At 40.3% G+C, this 17,555-nt stretch carries 13 protein-coding genes; all 13 read left to right on the top strand.

Going from position 1 to position 17,555, the window contains the following annotated elements:
* The first annotated feature begins 2 nt into the window (after window positions 1–2).
* The 13 genes from WC615_RS00340 (at window position 3) to WC615_RS00280 (ending at window position 17,555) form a co-directional block, all read left to right on the top strand.
* Window positions 3–650 (top strand): TerB family tellurite resistance protein, encoded by a 648-nt coding sequence (locus WC615_RS00340; RefSeq protein ID WP_372976149.1) that lies wholly within the window; start codon window positions 3–5, stop codon window positions 648–650.
* 10 nt (window positions 651–660) lie between these two features.
* On the top strand, window positions 661–1,860 hold the full coding sequence (gene traJ / locus WC615_RS00335) for a conjugative transposon protein TraJ (protein ID WP_372976148.1): 1,200 nt from the start codon (window positions 661–663) through the stop codon (window positions 1,858–1,860).
* A gap of 25 nt (window positions 1,861–1,885) precedes the next feature.
* Complete coding sequence (gene traK / locus WC615_RS00330) at window positions 1,886–2,506, top strand: conjugative transposon protein TraK (RefSeq protein WP_372976147.1); 621 nt, start codon at window positions 1,886–1,888, stop codon at window positions 2,504–2,506.
* Window positions 2,506–2,823, top strand: coding sequence for a hypothetical protein (locus WC615_RS00325; RefSeq protein ID WP_372976146.1), 318 nt, complete (start codon window positions 2,506–2,508; stop codon window positions 2,821–2,823). Before traK ends, WC615_RS00325 begins: the two co-directional genes overlap by 1 nt.
* Window positions 2,824–2,827: 4 nt before the next feature.
* The gene (traM, locus tag WC615_RS00320; RefSeq protein ID WP_372976145.1) at window positions 2,828–3,928 is read left to right on the top strand and encodes a conjugative transposon protein TraM; all 1,101 of its coding nucleotides are present in this window, start codon (window positions 2,828–2,830) and stop codon (window positions 3,926–3,928) included.
* Between the two features lie 4 nt (window positions 3,929–3,932).
* Entirely contained in the window at window positions 3,933–5,093 is a 1,161-nt protein-coding gene (locus WC615_RS00315; protein WP_372976144.1) for a hypothetical protein, read from the top strand.
* 84 nt (window positions 5,094–5,177) lie between these two features.
* Window positions 5,178–6,215 carry a hypothetical protein gene (locus tag WC615_RS00310; protein WP_372976143.1) on the top strand — a complete coding sequence of 346 codons (1,038 nt, stop codon included), beginning with the start codon at window positions 5,178–5,180 and terminating at the stop codon, window positions 6,213–6,215.
* Window positions 6,216–6,466: 251 nt separating this feature from the next.
* Window positions 6,467–7,381 carry a DUF4007 family protein gene (locus WC615_RS00305; RefSeq protein WP_372976142.1) on the top strand — a complete coding sequence of 305 codons (915 nt, stop codon included), beginning with the start codon at window positions 6,467–6,469 and terminating at the stop codon, window positions 7,379–7,381.
* On the top strand, window positions 7,350–10,586 hold the full coding sequence (locus tag WC615_RS00300) for a hypothetical protein (protein WP_372976141.1): 3,237 nt from the start codon (window positions 7,350–7,352) through the stop codon (window positions 10,584–10,586). The genes WC615_RS00305 and WC615_RS00300 overlap by 32 nt, the downstream gene beginning before the upstream one ends.
* Complete coding sequence (locus WC615_RS00295; protein ID WP_372976140.1) at window positions 10,583–11,704, top strand: phosphoadenosine phosphosulfate reductase; 1,122 nt, start codon at window positions 10,583–10,585, stop codon at window positions 11,702–11,704. The genes WC615_RS00300 and WC615_RS00295 overlap by 4 nt, the downstream gene beginning before the upstream one ends.
* Window positions 11,673–12,491, top strand: coding sequence for a hypothetical protein (locus WC615_RS00290; protein ID WP_372976297.1), 819 nt, complete (start codon window positions 11,673–11,675; stop codon window positions 12,489–12,491). The genes WC615_RS00295 and WC615_RS00290 overlap by 32 nt, the downstream gene beginning before the upstream one ends.
* Window positions 12,478–12,888 carry a hypothetical protein gene (locus tag WC615_RS00285; protein WP_372976139.1) on the top strand — a complete coding sequence of 137 codons (411 nt, stop codon included), beginning with the start codon at window positions 12,478–12,480 and terminating at the stop codon, window positions 12,886–12,888. The genes WC615_RS00290 and WC615_RS00285 overlap by 14 nt, the downstream gene beginning before the upstream one ends.
* 26 nt (window positions 12,889–12,914) lie before the next feature.
* On the top strand, window positions 12,915–17,555 hold the full coding sequence (locus tag WC615_RS00280; RefSeq protein ID WP_372976138.1) for a hypothetical protein: 4,641 nt from the start codon (window positions 12,915–12,917) through the stop codon (window positions 17,553–17,555).

Here is a 17,555-nt window from a genome sequence, read left to right as displayed (position 1 = left end):
TCATGAAAAAACAATTTGGCATATTGGTCATATTCGGTCTTTTGGGCTTAATGGCCGTACGGCCAATCACTTGCCGGGCACAAGGCCAGGAATTGCAGCAATTGTTACTGAACATAGAAAAGCTGACCCAAATGAAAAGCATATTATCCGATATGAAAACCGGTTACCAGATCTATCAGCAGGGATATGGCACCATCTCTTCGCTTTCTAAAGGGAATTTTAACCTGCATAGTGTCTACCTGAACGGGTTGATGGCGGTTAGCCCCGGAATCCGGAACTACGGCCGGATAGCGGAAATTATCTCCATCCAGGCAAGTCTCGTAAGTGAATACAAACGAAATTATAAGCAATTCCGCCAGAGCGGGAGTTTCAGTACCAGCGAACTCAATTATATGGGGGATGTTTACAACAAACTGGTGGCAGAAACCCTGGATAATATCGGGGAGCTGACCAATGTGATCACTGCGAACAAACTACGGATGTCGGATGCCGACCGGATCAAAGCGATTGACCGCATTTATGCAACCAGTTCGGATAAACTTCAGTTCCTGCGTTCATTCAACAACCAGGGCGTCAGCCTATCCCTGCAACGCAGTAAAGCGACGGCCGATACCCAGACGCTTAAGCAGCTATATGGCATAACTAACTAATCCCAATCTTATGAAAAAGACAATAATTACAACCGCTATGCTTGCGGTAACGGGGATACTTTTTCCATTATTTTCCCGGGCGGAAGGCCTCGCAACCGACATTCATGGCCTGCAGGCAACCCTGGACGGCGTTTATAATGACATGTTTCCGATGTGCGGTCAACTGATCGGCGTAGGCCAGGCCATTGCCGGGTTTGGAGCGCTTTGGTATATCGCCGCAAGGGTCTACCGCCAGATCGCCAGTGCGGAACCTATCGACTTTTATCCGCTGCTAAGGCCCTTTGCATTGGGCCTCTGTATCCTGCTTTTCCCTACCGTGATCGCGGTGATCAACGGCGTGATGTCGCCAACCGTCAGCGCCACCGGTGGTATGGTCAAAAACTCGGATGCCGCAATAACGAAACTCCTACAGGCCAAACAAGCAGCTGTCGAGAAAACGGAAACCTGGCAAATGTATGTTGGAGAGAATGGCAGCGGTGATGAAAACCGCTGGTATAAATACACTCACCCTAATGACAAAGATGGTAGCGGCAATTCCGGGGTCTTTGACAGTATCGACCAGGGAATGAAGTTTTGGATGGACAAGCAATCTTATAATTTCAGGAACAGCATCAAACAATGGATGTCCGAGATCTTACAGGTATGTTACGAAGCTGCTGCCTTATGTATCAATACCATTCGCACCTTTTACCTGATCGTCCTGGCCATACTCGGCCCGATCGTATTAGGTCTGTCCGTTTTTGACGGTTTTCAGCATACGCTGACCACCTGGCTGGCCAAATACATCAATGTTTTTCTCTGGTTACCCGTCGGCAACATTTTCGGGGCCATTATTGGCAAAGTGCAGGAAAACATGTTGAAGCTGGACATCTCACAGGTGCAAACTGCCGGGGACACCTTCTTTAGTTCGACAGACACAGCTTACCTTATATTCCTCATTATCGGCATCATCGGGTATTTCACGGTCCCCAGCGTGGCCGGCTATATCGTTAACGCCGGAGGCAATAACGGATTACTTCAAAAAGTCAATTCAATGGTCAGTCATGCCTCCACCACGGCGATGCAGACGGGCTCTTTAGCCGGTGGCCGTATGCAACAAGGCGCGGCTAATCTCGCGGGTGCACCAGGAAACTTCATGGAAGGCTACAACAGCGCTGACGGTAATAATAAATCAAATAGCTACCAGGAGCAAAAACTCTCGGGTAAATAGATCGATCACCATTAAATCAAAAACCATGTTTACTCATCTCAAAAATATCGACACCGCGTTCAAGCACATCCGGCAATTCAGTATTGTCCTGATTATCGGCAATGTAATCACCATGTGCTTCTGCATCTATAAAAGCAACCAGGTCATCAACCAGGCGCAAAACAGGGTGCATATCCTGTATAACGGTAAAGTGTTAGAAGCTGTAGCGGCTGACCGGAGCAGTAACCTGCCAGTTGAATTACGCGACCATATCAAAACTTTTCACCAGTACTTTTTTGATCTCAGCCCTGATGATAAAGCGATCCATGCCAATGTAAGCAAGGCGCTTTACCTCGCTGACGAGTCCGCTAAACGACAGTATGATAACCTCCAGGAATCCGGGTATTATAATAACCTGATATCGGCTAACATATCCCAGGAGATCAGGATCGACAGTACTGCGCTCGAAGGCAAGCAATTCCCTTATCTGTTTACCTGCTATGCTACAGAAAAACTGGTCCGCTCCAGCGGCACCGTTTACCGCAAACTGGTGACTCAGGGAGAGGTCAGGGACATACAGTTACAGACAGACAACAATCCGCACGGTTTCCTGATCCAGCGCTGGCAAATACTGGCTAACCGTGATACCACCATTCAAAACCAATAATGATGATCCGGAATAAACAACCGCAGTCCAATACGGCAACTGAACAATTGGCCAAAGCGATCGCCTTTAACATTATTAAATGGCAGTCAGCGCTCGCAAGCAGGTTAAATGCGCGAATTAACCGCCTTTCCGGGGCACGCCAGAAATGGCTGCTATTTGCTTTTTGCGCAGTCTCCACAGCCGGATTGATCCTCTGCCTTATTATCCCGTACGGTAAAAACGCTATTAACATTGTGGGCAACAGCTATCAGCCGACACATATTGGTCTGCCGTCCGGTCAACCACAGCCAACAGATTCATTAACTATTAAAAAATAACATTATGGAAAATCAACCGCAAGCCGGCCTTGCTCCGGCGCATACTGATGAGTTTTTAAAGAAACGCAAGTTTTACCTCGCTATACCCATATTAATCCTGCCTTTCCTGACCATGGCGTTCTGGGCATTAGGCGGCGGAAAGGATAGCGGAAAATCGGCATCAGTCATACCAGATCGGGGTATCGATATAGCACTTCCATCGGCCCAGTTCAAAGACAATAAGCAAAAAGACAAAATGGATATTTACCAGGCAGCAGGTAAAGATACATCCACCACAAAAGATGGGGTAAGCAAAAACTTCGTCCAAGCCATGGGTTTTGATCCGAAAATAGTATCTGCTACTGATTCTGCTAAAGCCCTCAAATTAAGCACGCCAGTCAGCAGCGCTGATCTCCAATCCGCGAAGATTGAAGCTAAACTGGCTCAACTCAACCGGCAACTCAACCAGCCGCAAACGGAAACCTACGCCAGTCAGGCCCCCGATCCGGAAATCAAAAGATTGCATAAGATGATGCGGTCCATGAAATCATCGGGTGGCGACGACCCGGAAATGAAGCAACTCAGTAATATGCTGACCAAGATCCAGTCTATCCAGAATCCAGAGATCGGGAAAGCCCAAAGCACGAAAAAAAGGGAAAGCGACCCAGTTTTCAGGGCAATTTCTGCCATTGTTGACGGTAAGCAAAAAGTGAAAGACGGGGCGGCGGTTAAATTAAAACTAACCGATAGCGTTACATTGAAAAATCAACTCCTGCCTAAAGGGCATGAGATCTTCGGTGTCTGCCAGGTCTCCAACCAGCGGCTATTACTGACCATTCAAAACATCCGGCTGGATAAACAGATCATTCCGGTCAATCTTACGGTCTTTAGCCTTGACGGCATGCCCGGGATACCGGCACCGGAAGCGGAATTAGGCGGTGCAGCATCTTCAGGGGCAGACAACGCCATCCAAAGCATGCAATTTTTGAGTATGGATCAAAGCATTGGCGCGCAAGCTGCAGCCGGTGGTGTCAACGCTGCCAAAGACCTTTTCAGCAAAAAGGTAAAAAAGATCAAAGTAAAGCTGCGGGACCAATACCCCGTCCTTTTAAAAATCAATAAATAATCCCATGACAGCCGCCGTAAATTTTTATGAGCTGAAAACGCAACTGGCCGACCTCGGTTACGCGGATCCTGAGATCGTTGACCACCTGCGTGACCGTATCATCGCCGGAACTTACGACTTCCGGCTACCTTACCAGGAAAGTATCGGTTCGCTGGTCGCGAATTATTCATTCAATATCCAACGGCAAGAAACTAATGGGCCTATGCTATTTGATCATCTGGATGCCGCTATTTATCACCCTGGTCAAGAAAAATATTTCTATGCGATCTTTTCTCCGGACATATCAAGAGATGAGGTCAGGCAAGTACTTCAAAGAGGGCTGGAAGGTCCTTTTATCGCTGACGAGCTCCCGGATTATTTCGATCGCATCAAAATCTCAAACTTTTTAAATCAAAATAATATGAACACGCAAAATTTAGAATTCTTAAAGAAAAGCCTGTTAAACCTTGGATTTGGCGAGCAGGTGAACGCTGACCTGGAAAAAAACATCAACAAGAAAGTGCCGGAATTTAACTTAGCAGCCAAACATGAGTTCAATCAACAAACGGTTGATTATAACCTGCATTTTAAGGCTGGTGAAAACCAGGAAATGTATTTCTTCAATAAGTTCGATACGACCCTCCACAAAGGCAAGGAAAACGAACAAAACCAAACCTTTTATATCAATAAAGGCAATGGTGTCACCGCCAAAGAAGCCTTTAACCTGATGGAGGGCCGTGCCGTTTACAAGCAGCTATATAATAAAGAAGGCGAAGGCTACCATGCCTGGCTGCAACTCGATAATAGCAGCGAAAAACAGAACGGCAACAAGGAGATCAAACGATTTAATGAAAATTATGGCTTTGACCTTGATGCTGTATTGAAAGATAAGGGCATCAAAGAACTGACAACCCCGGAAGGTACTGAGAACCTCTACCGTTCGCTAAGAAAAGGTAACACGCAGCAAATTACCCTCGAGCGTAACGGTGAAGACAAAAAGTATTTCATCGCCGCCAGCCCTCAGTTCAAGACCGTGGATCTTTTCGACCATCAAATGAAAAAGATCAAAAGAGAAGAGTTATTAAAGCCAGAACAGCAGCAAACAACCGGTAAAAAGCAAAGCGAGCAGCAAAAGGAGGATGCTCCTGCAAAAAAGCAGTCGCGTAAAGCAAAGGTTCACGTTTAAATAAAGAAGGGAGGCTCATGCCTCCCTTCTTTTTGTATGATTTTTTTTTATTATATTATAAGATAAAATCCAGCCACTAAGATTATGCCTAAATGCACACTATGTCTGATTAATGAAGCAGATAAAACAGGTTCTCACGTAGTGCCTCACTTTTTGATGAAAACAATCGATAATGCAGATCACGTTAAGGGAAGAGATAAAGAACTTGGTTTCAAAATAACAGAAGACTTTGTGACTCCATATTTCGGCCGTGATGTAAGTACAAACAAATTGGACGAAGTCTTCGGCGAACTTACTGAAGAAGATATAACAGCCTCAAGAAGTGATATTATAGCCGATTACATATACTGTACCTCATGCGAAAAGAAATTTAGTAGCTTAGAAAGCGCTTATGCCCCTACGTTAAATATTGACGGATCCGAAGTTTATCAAAGTACCAAGTCTTCACTAACGGCATTCCTTTTTTGGACCTCTATTGTTTGGCGACTATCGGCCTATGGCAAACTAGGATTTAAACTCGCTCAAAATGAGGAAAATCGGCTCCGCGTTACACTTGATAAATTATTAATTGCGGAAGTTATAGATGAGCGAGATACTGCAACTAAGGCTATGTTCGAAGATATCAGATACGTAATTTTGCGCGCTCCAGGTTATGCTGATAAAAATGAGACTGCTACTTACTATCATTCAAAACACCGGTTCCCGTACTGCCTTTTGTTAGGAGAATATGCGTTGTTTTATTATATGAAAAGTTCGCACGTCAAAAGCCCACAACAAAGTTTTTTTGGTTTGGAAAAGCTATTGAACCGGGCACCATTAAATAGCATACGCAATGCAGAAAAGATATACCCCGTTACAGATGAACAGATGAAATCAACATGGGATAGTTTTGTTGATTTTGTCAATGCGACCAGAATTAAAAGTTTATTCAGAACTCTTGATGAACTTCATATTAAATTAGGAGGAAACGGTAAACACATGCATCCCAAAGATAAATATGACATATTAAATGAAATAATGGCCGAAGGGAAAGACTTAGGCAGGACTTTTACATTTGAAGATATCAAACAAAGTACTTTTAAGGTGCTAAATAAAAATCATGGAATTACTTCAAAACAATAAGATAGATGATATTAGGAAAATTTATAGTATGAATAAATGCATGTCAAATATTTCTCCACAATAAATTTAGAGATCATCTGACTTTATATAATTTTTAGGTTATAAAAATATTTTTATCGATGGGGAAGGTAAAACGTTAGTAATTTTACAACCATGCTTTACCGAGAATTAGTTAAGTTTACATATGCTTCATATTAAGCTAAAATAACTGCGCGATATAATTGCCCCTTGACCTAAACGCCAAGCAAATAATGATTCAAAAAAGTAACAGATTTTCCTTTTCAGGCCATGATACCTTCCAATGCCGACTATTGTGGCTAAAAAAGGGATATGATTTTTTATACAATGGGCACGACTTCAATAAAAATGCTGCAGGAATTGTCTTAGGTGTGGGTAACAACATGGTACGTTCCATCCGGTTTTGGATGAGAGCATTTGGCCTAACCGATGAACAAGATAACTTGACGGACTTTTCACATCTGATGTTTGGTCAAGATACTGGGCTTGATCCTTTTTTGGAAGATGAAGCCACTCTATGGATTTTGCACTACCGTTTAGTAGCCATAGGTTATGCTTCCACGTATAATCTGATCTTTAACGAATATCGAAAAAGTAAGATAGAGTTCACCAAAAGTGACTACCTCAATTTCATTAAGCTGAAGTTGGAGGAGCGCTCTTCAAACATAAGTGAAAATAGTGTTAACGAAGATTTTGTAGTGTTTGTTAAATTGTACCTAAACACCGACGGAATTAAAGATAAGGAAGATAGTTTTTCGGGGATTTTAACAGAATTAAACCTTTTAGATTTTTACGTTAAGCAAAAGGAAGATGCCAAAAAAGAATCAGAAAATGTTTACTACATCGCTCCCGCTGAACGACCAGATATTCCCGAGGTTGCTGTTCTGTATGCGATACTTGAAAATGGAGATTATCAAAATTCGATCAGCCTTAACCAGTTAGAGGTTGATGAAAATTCACCGGGAAGTGTGTTTGCTTTGACCAAGGCCGGACTATATAATAAAATCAAAGAAATTGTAAAAACACTAGGTCACGGAGTATTAAGTGAACAAGCAGGCATTCGAGAACTGCAGTTCCAAAATAAACCTAAATCCGCCGATATATTAAGAACTTATTATGCTGCTCAAGCCAAATATCAACCAGTTTAGCCCATCTGTCAATATTGACCGGGATGCGGATAGGGATTTGATTTACTACCCTACTGAAAATTCGAAGCGGATCTTTCATCAGATAATTAACGATTTTAAACTTGGTACTCATGTTTTTAATATTGTTGGTTCTTTCGGTACGGGAAAAAGTTCTTTTTTGTGGGCTTTAGAACAAAATATTGTAAAAGGGAAACCTTATTTTTCAGGGACCCATTTTGAGCGGGATCATATAGAAGTCTTGCGTTTGGTTGGTGACCACCGATCGATCATACAATGCTTCGCAGATCTATTTGAAGCTGACATTGAAAAGTCGCTAAATGACGTATTCTCCAAACTTTTTTACCATTATAGGACCGCAATAAAGCAAGGCTTATTGATCATAATGATTGATGAATTCGGTAAGTTTTTAGAATACGCTTCTGAACACTATCCGGAAAAGGAATTGTACTTTTTGCAACAGCTAGCTGAATTTGTTTCTAAACCGGAATACAATATTCTATTCCTTACTACTGTACATCAAAATTTTGATGCCTACGCTTTTGGATTGAAAAATGCCCAGAGGCAGGAATGGGCCAAAGTAAAAGGCAGGTTCAAGGAGCTAACCTTCAACGAACCGGTTGAACAATTACTTAAGTTAGCCGCTGAACATTTACGCACAGTAACACGAAAAGACGCGGATGATGAAATGCTGGCTCTACAACTTTCAGATTTGTTTAAACGCTCTAAAGCTTTTGAACTTGCAGATAAATTGTCATCCGAAGACGCTTTGGACCTGCTACCACTTGACTTGTTGTCGGCAAATGTTCTGACGATTGCCTTGCAACGTTATGGTCAAAATGAAAGAAGCCTGTTCTCGTTTCTTATTTCGTCTGATCACACCAGTATTTCCAAAGTTTCGCGCGGAAACCGTTGTTTCAGTCTGGCACACGTTTACGACTACCTGCTTTTTAATTTTTATTCATACCTACATTCAAAGTATAATCCTGATTATGCAGCCTGGAAATCGATCAGGAATATCTTGGACGAGGTTGAGCGCACCTTTGACCATCAGGTAGATGACTTAAGCAAATTGGTTAAAACCATTGGCTTATTAAATCTCACAGCGGCACAGGGTAGTAAATTAAATAACGATTTCCTGAGCAAATATGCCAAGCTATGTTTATCAATAGCTGACCCTAAGCCGCTCATTGAAAAGTTGAAATCAAAAAATGTTATCCTTTTTCGGGATCACCTGCAGCGTTTCACTTTAAATGAAGGCACATCGCTGGATATGCAGGCTGCTTTGATCGAAGCGGCCAGCAAAGTTGACCAAGTGAACGACGTTGCCCATCTTTTAAAACGTTACTATTCTCTGCCTCCGGTTTTGGCAAAAAACTATTCGTACGAAACAGGAACCCCGCGGGTATTTGAATTTGTGATTACCGATAAGCTTAGATTTGATCAGGCTGCCGGTGAGATTGATGGCTTTATCTATTTGCTATTCAATGAAAAAGTGAGTCTGGACGACGTAAAAGCACATTCGCTGTTAAACGAAGATTCCTCATGCCTGTATGTTTATTATGAGAATTCAAAAACCATCAAGGACCTGCTATTTGAACTGGAAAAACTGCAAAAAGTAAAGGAAGAAAATGGTGAAGATAGAGTTGCCGTCAGGTTATTGAACGAAAGCCTTGAGGCAAGCCAGCGGACATTAAATCATTTTATATTAGGCAATCTTCATACTGATAACCAAAATTTAAAATGGGTTTGGAATGGAAAAGAACAATCAGTAGGCAATAAACGAAGTTTCAATCAGCTGCTTTCAGCTGTTTGTGAGACAGCTTACCCCAACACGCCTGTATTTAACAATGAATTGCTGAATAAGCATAAAATATCACCGTCAATTGCATCGGCACGGAAAAACTATTTTAAAGCACTGGTTAACAATTGGGATCAGATCGATTTAGGTTTCGAAAAAGATAAATTTCCTCCCGAAAAAACAATCTATTTATCGTTAATAAAAGCGAATAATATTTCTATTTCCATTGGTGATATCAATTTAGCGGATAACCAAAATAACTTTGCTCCGTTATGGAACATATCATTGGATTTTTTGGAAAGTGCGCGGGGAGGAAGGAAAAATCTCACTGATTTCATTGAGGTCCTTTCTACAAAGCCATTCAAGATCAAACAAGGACTGATTTCTTTTTGGGTTCCTACATTTTTGTTTATTAAAAGGGATGAGTTTGCACTTTTTGGTGAGAATGGCTATGTGCCGTTTATGACTGAAGAAACACTTGATCTGATCATCCGTTATCCGGAACGCTACGAAATCAAAGCCTTCGATATCGAGGGGACGAGACTTTCTTTGTTTAATCAATATCGTGAACTCTTACAGCAGTCGGCCGCTGAGACACTTAATAATCAAAACTTTATTGATACAATCAGACCATTTTTATCTTTCTATCGTCAACTGCCGGAATTCACCAAGGCTACCAAGAAAAATTTGAGTAAGGAAGCCAAGTCGCTGAGAAAGGTAATTGCAGGCACAGAGGATCTTGAGCAAACGTTTTTCGAAGATTTCCCGGAAGCTTTGGGATACCACACTGATCAACTATCGCAAAACCCTGAGCTTATCCCCAAATATGTGGCGGCCTTGGAGGCGACGATTAAAGAAATCAGGACATGTTATGATACGTTGATAGACAGGTTTGAAAATACTATACAAGACCGTATCATTGGGACAGACGCAGGATTCGACATTTACAAACCTACGTTAATTGCCAGGTATGAAAGTCTAAAACCATATCTTACAGCTGTAGAACAGAAAATATTTTTACAACGTGTAACTTCCAATATCGATGATAGAAAAGCTTGGTTGAATTCAATTGCACAGACTTTAACAGGAAAAGCATTAGAAGCGTTTAGTGATGACGACGAATTCTTACTTAAGGATGAATTTGTCTCCATGATTAACAGCCTGGACAAGTTGGCCGATCTTGCGAATACGGATTTCGATATTCACGCCGAAGATGTATTAGGATTTGAGATCAATTCCTTTATTGACGGCGTCAACAAGACTATTATACGTTTACCCAAGAATAAGCGTGATGAGATTTCAGTAATTGAAAACCAGCTAAGGATGGCCTTAAGCAGCTCCGGATCTAATGATCAATTAAATATTGTGGCGTTAGCCAACCTGTTAAAAGAATTTATACAATCATGAGAAAAGTAAGGCACGTATTGGGGATATCCGGGGGTAAAGATAGTGCAGCACTCGCTATTTACATGAAGACCCATTATCCATCTTTAGACATAGAATACTATACTACTGATACCGGCAAGGAACTTGACGAAACTTATGAGTTAATCAAGAACCTTGAAATATTTTTGGATAAGAAAATCGTTCAATTAACTGCCAGTATTGACGAGGCAAACCATGGATACGATTCTTTTGATTATTTGCTGAACCTTAAATTTCAATACCTTCCCTCGACTCAGGCCCGCTGGTGTACTCAAACGCTTAAACTCGCACCATTTGAAAAATTTGTTGCTGATGATCCTGTTATATCCTATGTAGGTATTAGGGGTGACGAAAACAGGGATGGGTACATTTCAAAAAAAACTAACATACAGTCTATCTTTCCATTTAGAAAAAATATCTGGAGCGAAGACGTAATCAGTAAAGCATTTCATAATAAGAATGTCCCATTTTTAATGGAGCAACTTAACTTACAGCAATTTAAACCTACTCACGACTTTGAAGAATTACTGCAGCGACCTACTAATCTTAAATTTACAATAAAGAAAAAAGCTGAATTGCTTTTGGAAAGGGATATCGTTTTAACCAATGCGTTGATCTACGCCTATCTCAAAACGACTTCCTACCCCCTCGCTCAGACCGATGATTTCCCTTTAATTGAAAATGATGAGGTACTGGTAAAAGAAGATATATTTCGAATATTGAGAGAAAGTGGAGTTGGTGTACCAAAATATTATGAGAAAATAGAATTTGAAGTCAACGGAAAAAAGGGAGAATACGCCAGGAGCCGCTCCGGGTGTTATTTTTGTTTCTTTCAACAGAAAATAGAGTGGGTTTGGCTTTATGAGCAACACCCTGATCTATTTCAAAAAGCGCTTGATTACGAAAAAAAAGGGTATACGTGGAACCAGAATGAAACACTGGCTGAACTCATCCTGCCAAACCGGATCATGCAAATCAAGGAAGATTATCTAAAAAAAGAAACCGACAGGCAAAAACAGGGTAACATATCAAGTAAACTTATCGATATCTTATCCGATTACGAAGACGGTGAAATTGGATGTGCAGCCTGCTTTATTTAATATGCAATACTTAAAGGAATATCAAGGATTTTCGATTGATCTAAAAGAACTTAATAAAGTTTTTAATCTAGTAGGGAAAGGCCCGCTTAGTAATGCAGATCTTTTAAAAGAATCCGGTTTTGGGATGAATAAGGTTCGCGGCATTAAAGAATACCTTAGTGATTTTGGACTTTTAGGTGAAAAAAATTCATTTACGACGATAGGACAACTTATCTATCAGAATGACCCTCGCTTCAAAGATCCATTTACGCAATGGGTGATGTTGTATCATTGGTCAATGAAAGAAAACAACCCTTTTTTAAACTTTTTGATCAATGACTTGAACTTGGCTGCGGATGATACTGGGATCATAAGGAAATTTAAACAATGGGCGGAGCGGAATATGGTTAAGACAGATTACGAAGGAACTAAGTTAAACGGGTTGATTAATCGGACAAAAGCTGGGATCCTTGATCCGGCTGCTTTTCAGTCACTTAACCTTTTTCATTCTTTTGATGATGTACTCCAGCGGTCCGAGCCATATAATGTCAATATATATCTTATTGCTTATATCCTTTACACTCAGCGCAGAGGAAGGACCTCTATGAGCTTTCAGGAGTTGCTGGATGAACGAAATAACGTGTCAAAATTCTTTAATTGGAATTCTAAGGAACTGGAAGCAAATATGGTCGACCTAATGAATATCAAAATGACCAGACTCGTGCACCATGCCGATCTGCATCTTATCGAATTTGCCTTTAACGGTTCGCCCTGTGACTTAATCGAAAAGTATTATGAAGAGTATTAGCGAATTTGTTAAAGAGGTGACATTTTCTAGGAAACGGACCGGCATCATCCTGTTAAACGATCCAGAACTATTGAAAGATTTTGAAAATTGCGGTTTAAAGCTCCTGAATTTCGCATACTTAGATTTTAAAAAAGTCATTATGACTGATGATGAGCTGATCGCTTTGATCTTGGGTATTGAGCCTCGACAACCCACACTGCTACTTAACCTGGAAATATTTCTTGCACCAAGATTTAAGGATCTTAAATATTTGGATTACTTGCTTGCTAAGCTGGCTGTAAAAGAGCCCAAATTGCCGATATTCCTTGCTTTTTATTCTGAAATCTTATTTGAGACGTTCCGAAACTTTTATGCTAGTCAAACAGCTACAGAAACCCACATTTACGAAGAATATTAAACCGTACCTATCACTATATTGATATAATGAAAATCAGTGAAATAATCGAACTCTCATCAGCTTTTTCAGCGGAAGTCAACGTTCAACGTGATTTTGACTATAAACTGAATGGGAAAAACGAGTATTTGGATGGCTATTTGCCTAATTCCAGTTCCCGTAATATCATCCGTCAGATATTTGAGAGCCTATCGTTTAGGGACAGCCGTAAAGTACATCTAATCACTGCGTCATATGGTACAGGCAAGTCGTATCTGCTCCTTATCCTTGCGTATTTGTTAAGTAGTTGCGACCCTGATTACTTTTTGGATCTAAGGAAAAAGATTGAAGACAAAGAAGGTATTTATAAAGATGGTCTGACAACCATACTTCAGGAATATTGGCGAACCAGTTCAGAATATCTTATTGTACTACCTAGTTACGGGACTGAAGACTTTGAACAGTCGATGTTCGCAGCACTCAACTTTGCATTATCCGAAAAAAAACTAGCTTTCCGCCCTAAAACGCATTACTTAAGGGCCGCAGAAGCGCTCGAAGGCTGGCAGCATAATAATAAAGTTTTATATACCAAATTTGAAAGTAAGATCATCGGGAAAAGCGGAAGCGATTTTATTGAGCTTTTAAAAAAATGTGATGGCTCCGCCTATGAAACCTTTAAAAGAATTTTTCAAGAGATTGTAGGGTCTGAATTTTCAGAGGTGCACGGTGATATTTATCAGGCATTTGCTGATACTGCTCAGCACATTCTGAGCAGTGGCTATAAGGGCATAGTTGTTATTCATGATGAGTTTGCAGGTGTTTTGGATAAATTAATCAACAAAACATCGCATACCGCCTCTCTCAAGATACAGGAGTTCTTGGAAAATGTAAAAAACAAGACCACTAATTCAAATATCATTTTCATTGCTGCCAGTCATCAGAATCCCTCTACCATTGCTGAAGATAAACTTCAAAATATCGAAAAGATCAACAGCAGATTTGTAAGGCATCAATTGGTTATAGAAGATGCTGAAAGTGAAGAGCTGATGGGCAAAGTCTTTTTAACGAAAAATGAAATAGCTAAAAACGACTTGATCACTCCTGAAATTTCGTGTGAATTACTTGATCAGACCGGGAACTTTGCTTTATATGAAGATAGGGCCGATGATTGGATCACAGAAAAGATAATAAAGGGCTTATATCCATTGCATCCGTTGACCTCTTTTGTACTTCCGCTACTTTCAAACCAATATGCCCAAAATACCCGTTCAATGTTCAATTTTCTGAGTCCGAAAGAAATCCGCGAAGGGAGTTTGAAAAACTATCTTGAACAAACGGCTACTTTCGACGACAGCAAAAAAATCAGTCTATATACCCCCGATATGCTTTTAACTTTTTTTGAGGGGAACTTAGCTGATGCCCGTGCAGAAAATGTAGCTTCTCTGACCGACGCGTATCGTACATCATTAGGCCGACGGAATGATCCGGTCATTAAAAGGGTGATGGAAAATATTCTTGTACTGACCGCAACCCGCAAGCAGCAAGTACTGCCCACATTCGAAGTATTATTGTGGGCGATGGATAATGTCCATACCAATGATCTCAGGGAATTAATGGATAGTTTAGTTAGTGATGAAATTCTGGAACTGAATCAAAAAGGCATATATGAATTTCCAGCTTTTGGTTCAAGGAATCTGAGCAAGATCATACAGGAAGAAAAATCAAAGATCGGCTCATTAACATTGGGGACCAGTAAAAACATCTGGACACAAATCCGTGGACCGGAAGCCTATGCATTTGATGAGCACAATGATCAATACGGTAGTAATCGCTCATTCCGAACATTGTGGATCAGTAATCCGGATGAGTTGGATGAGCCCCTGGAAGCGCTTCAAAAAAGTTATCATTGGGAGAATAAAGACTTACAAATACAAGGATATGTTATTTACCTTCTTGCTAAAGACGAAAATGATTTAGAAATTTATCAAAATAAACTCAGCCATTTTACCGAAATACTGAAATACACCGTATTCGCTTATACCAAATCACCCACAATATTTAATAAGATATTTTCTACGACCTTCGATTTTGTGGCTTGGAACCGTGCTGAAAAAAACACGGAGGTAACTGGTAGCCCAAACCATTTACAACGGGTGAAAAGTGAGCTTAACCGACTGTATTCTGAGCTTACATCGCAAATTAGAAACCTTTTCGAGCCGATAAATTGGCTTTGGAGTTTTTCAAAATTGGGAACTGGTACTGAAATTAAGAGCCCAAGGGCTTTCGAACATAGCATGGATGAGTTCATTAATGAACTTTTTACCAATGTGCCAAAGGTCAAAGATGATGACCTGTGGTTTACAAAAGCTAAATCGGAAGTGGTTAAAACTGCGCTTTCAGAAATACTTATAGCTGAAAAAAACAGGATTCCACTCATTAATCTCAATAATAAGGCACAGACAACCAGGATCATTAGTAACTTCTTTAACCATCTTAAAATCACTTCAGAAATAGTTACGCTTAATAAGGTTCATTATGGAGAGATCAAGTTACCTGATCCCGGCTCACCGGCAGAGGCAATTTTTAAATTGATTGATAAAACATTGAAAGTGGATCAACTGGTATCACCAACAGCTTTTATAAAACCGCTTTTACAAGAACCGTTTGGACTGTCACTAACATTGATCAAATTTATTTTTACTTGTTTTCTTCGTGCCAATAAAGAAAACCTATTGATCATTGATCCGAAACGACCGGCCTACGCATTGGACAAAGATCCGAATACTGTTGAAGATCTGTTTAAATATGGTTCGGCGCTCACCATACGTAAAATAGAAATGTCGTCTTTTGAGATTAAATATCTTAAACAGCTTAATGCATTATTTAGTAAGGATTCGAATGCAAACGATTTTGGCGAATTATCAAAGAGGTTTGACGGACTAATCAACTTTTTCAATCCGCTCAATTGGGAGTTAATAAAGCAAAAGGAAGATATAGAAAAATTTTATAAGGAATTTCTTCAACCATTTTTACAAAATGCGACGTTGCCCGGTGTGGATCGTGAAAAGGCCGCGAGGGAATTTTTCATGGTAACTCTTCCTGGCTTCTTTTTGTCAATCGGAAGTAAGGAGGAATTTGAGAATGACACTGATAATATTCCCAAATTAATTGCTAAGCTAAAGAATTATAAAGAATACCCGCACATTGAGGAAACTGCCTTTAAACAGCAAGTAGTTAGCGCTTTGTCTAATAAAGTTTTTAAGACCTCAATTGCAAACATTGAAGATTTTAGGGAGGTCGTGAAATTATGGTTTAATAATCTATCATATACTATAAAGTCTTTGGCTGTTTTTGAAGATCAAGCTATAATGGCTTGGCTAAAAAAATTACGGTCAGCGGAGCCAATCGACATTGCTAAATTTTACCTAGAAGAATTAGCGAACCCGCCTGTTAAAGACTGGAATAATCTCGCTTACCAAACGCATGAGTACGTCTCCACAATTGAAAAATACAAAACGCAAATTGAAATTTATACGAGAAGTCCGCTTGCTATATATCAATCAATTGCCAGATCGTGTTTCTCTATGTCGGCTAACGAGTGCGCCACCGAACCGATATTCAAGGAGACTTTTGAAACATGGTGGAACAAATTACCTCAGTTGAGTAAGTCTCCGCATTTTGAAAATGCATTAATCAATACATTTGTTGAGGAATATCAAACAGGCCTGCCGACAAAGGATAAATTCTTAAAATACATCCCGCTTAAATGGCTTCAGGCCGGACTCCAAGGTGTGATCAACAAGGAATGGGAAGAATGGAGCCCAGTAGAAATAGGAGTAATCGCCGATCAATATGCCAAATGTGTAACGGCTTTAAATTCATGGAAACCACCGATTTCTGAAGAAGCTTTTTGTAGAGAAATAAGTCAGGTTTTTGGACTTGGTGGGTTGGTCAATTTTGAAGAACTTCAATTGGCAATTTCAGATATCTGGTTTGGCGCCTTAACTGAAAATACACGGTGTGCAAACTGGCCCGAAAATAGTTTAGAAGGTGGCCTTTTGACAGCAATCCAGAAAAAAGAAGTCCGGGAGTTTTTATTAAACGTGTTGCCATCGGGCTTTGGATTGAGGGAGTTTAAATATTGGAATGATGAGGTACTTCAACGTTACATCATTAATTTAGCAGAACTTAAATCAGGTATTGAAGACTACAAACGTCCATTAATGGACGTAGTGACAGATTTAGGGAAAAAGTTAAAGATAAAGGCAGATTCTGTAAGCGAATTTCGCGTTCAATTAAAAGAGAATGTTCGGGGAATGGAAGCTTTCAGTTCGAACGCGGACCGCGAAACTGGTTTATTAACCGACTTACGGGCAATACCGTTTCTAAACCTGGTCCGTAAGCTTAGCTCAGATGAAGAATTCTATAATTTAGTGGAGAGTATGAGAATCGTGTTCCATATAAACCAGTCTTATTACTTATGGAATGCAGATCTGCAGCGTCAATTCGTGAAAGAAATGCATGAAGTTTACACCTATTTACATAAATGGAAATATCCTCACGATACCAGAATGGATGATGCCAAGACAAAGATCAACGCCGAGATCGAGGCTATTCAGCAGATACATGAGCTTTCGAAATCGCAGATCATTAAAATATTACAGGATGTTTTAGCAGATCAAAGTAAATAG

Origin of the sequence: Mucilaginibacter sp. (genome assembly GCF_041663085.1) — a bacterium.
Lineage (GTDB): Bacteria > Bacteroidota > Bacteroidia > Sphingobacteriales > Sphingobacteriaceae > Mucilaginibacter.
Note: the sequence above shows the minus strand (reverse complement) of the source record. Positions and strands in the feature narration are given on the sequence as shown.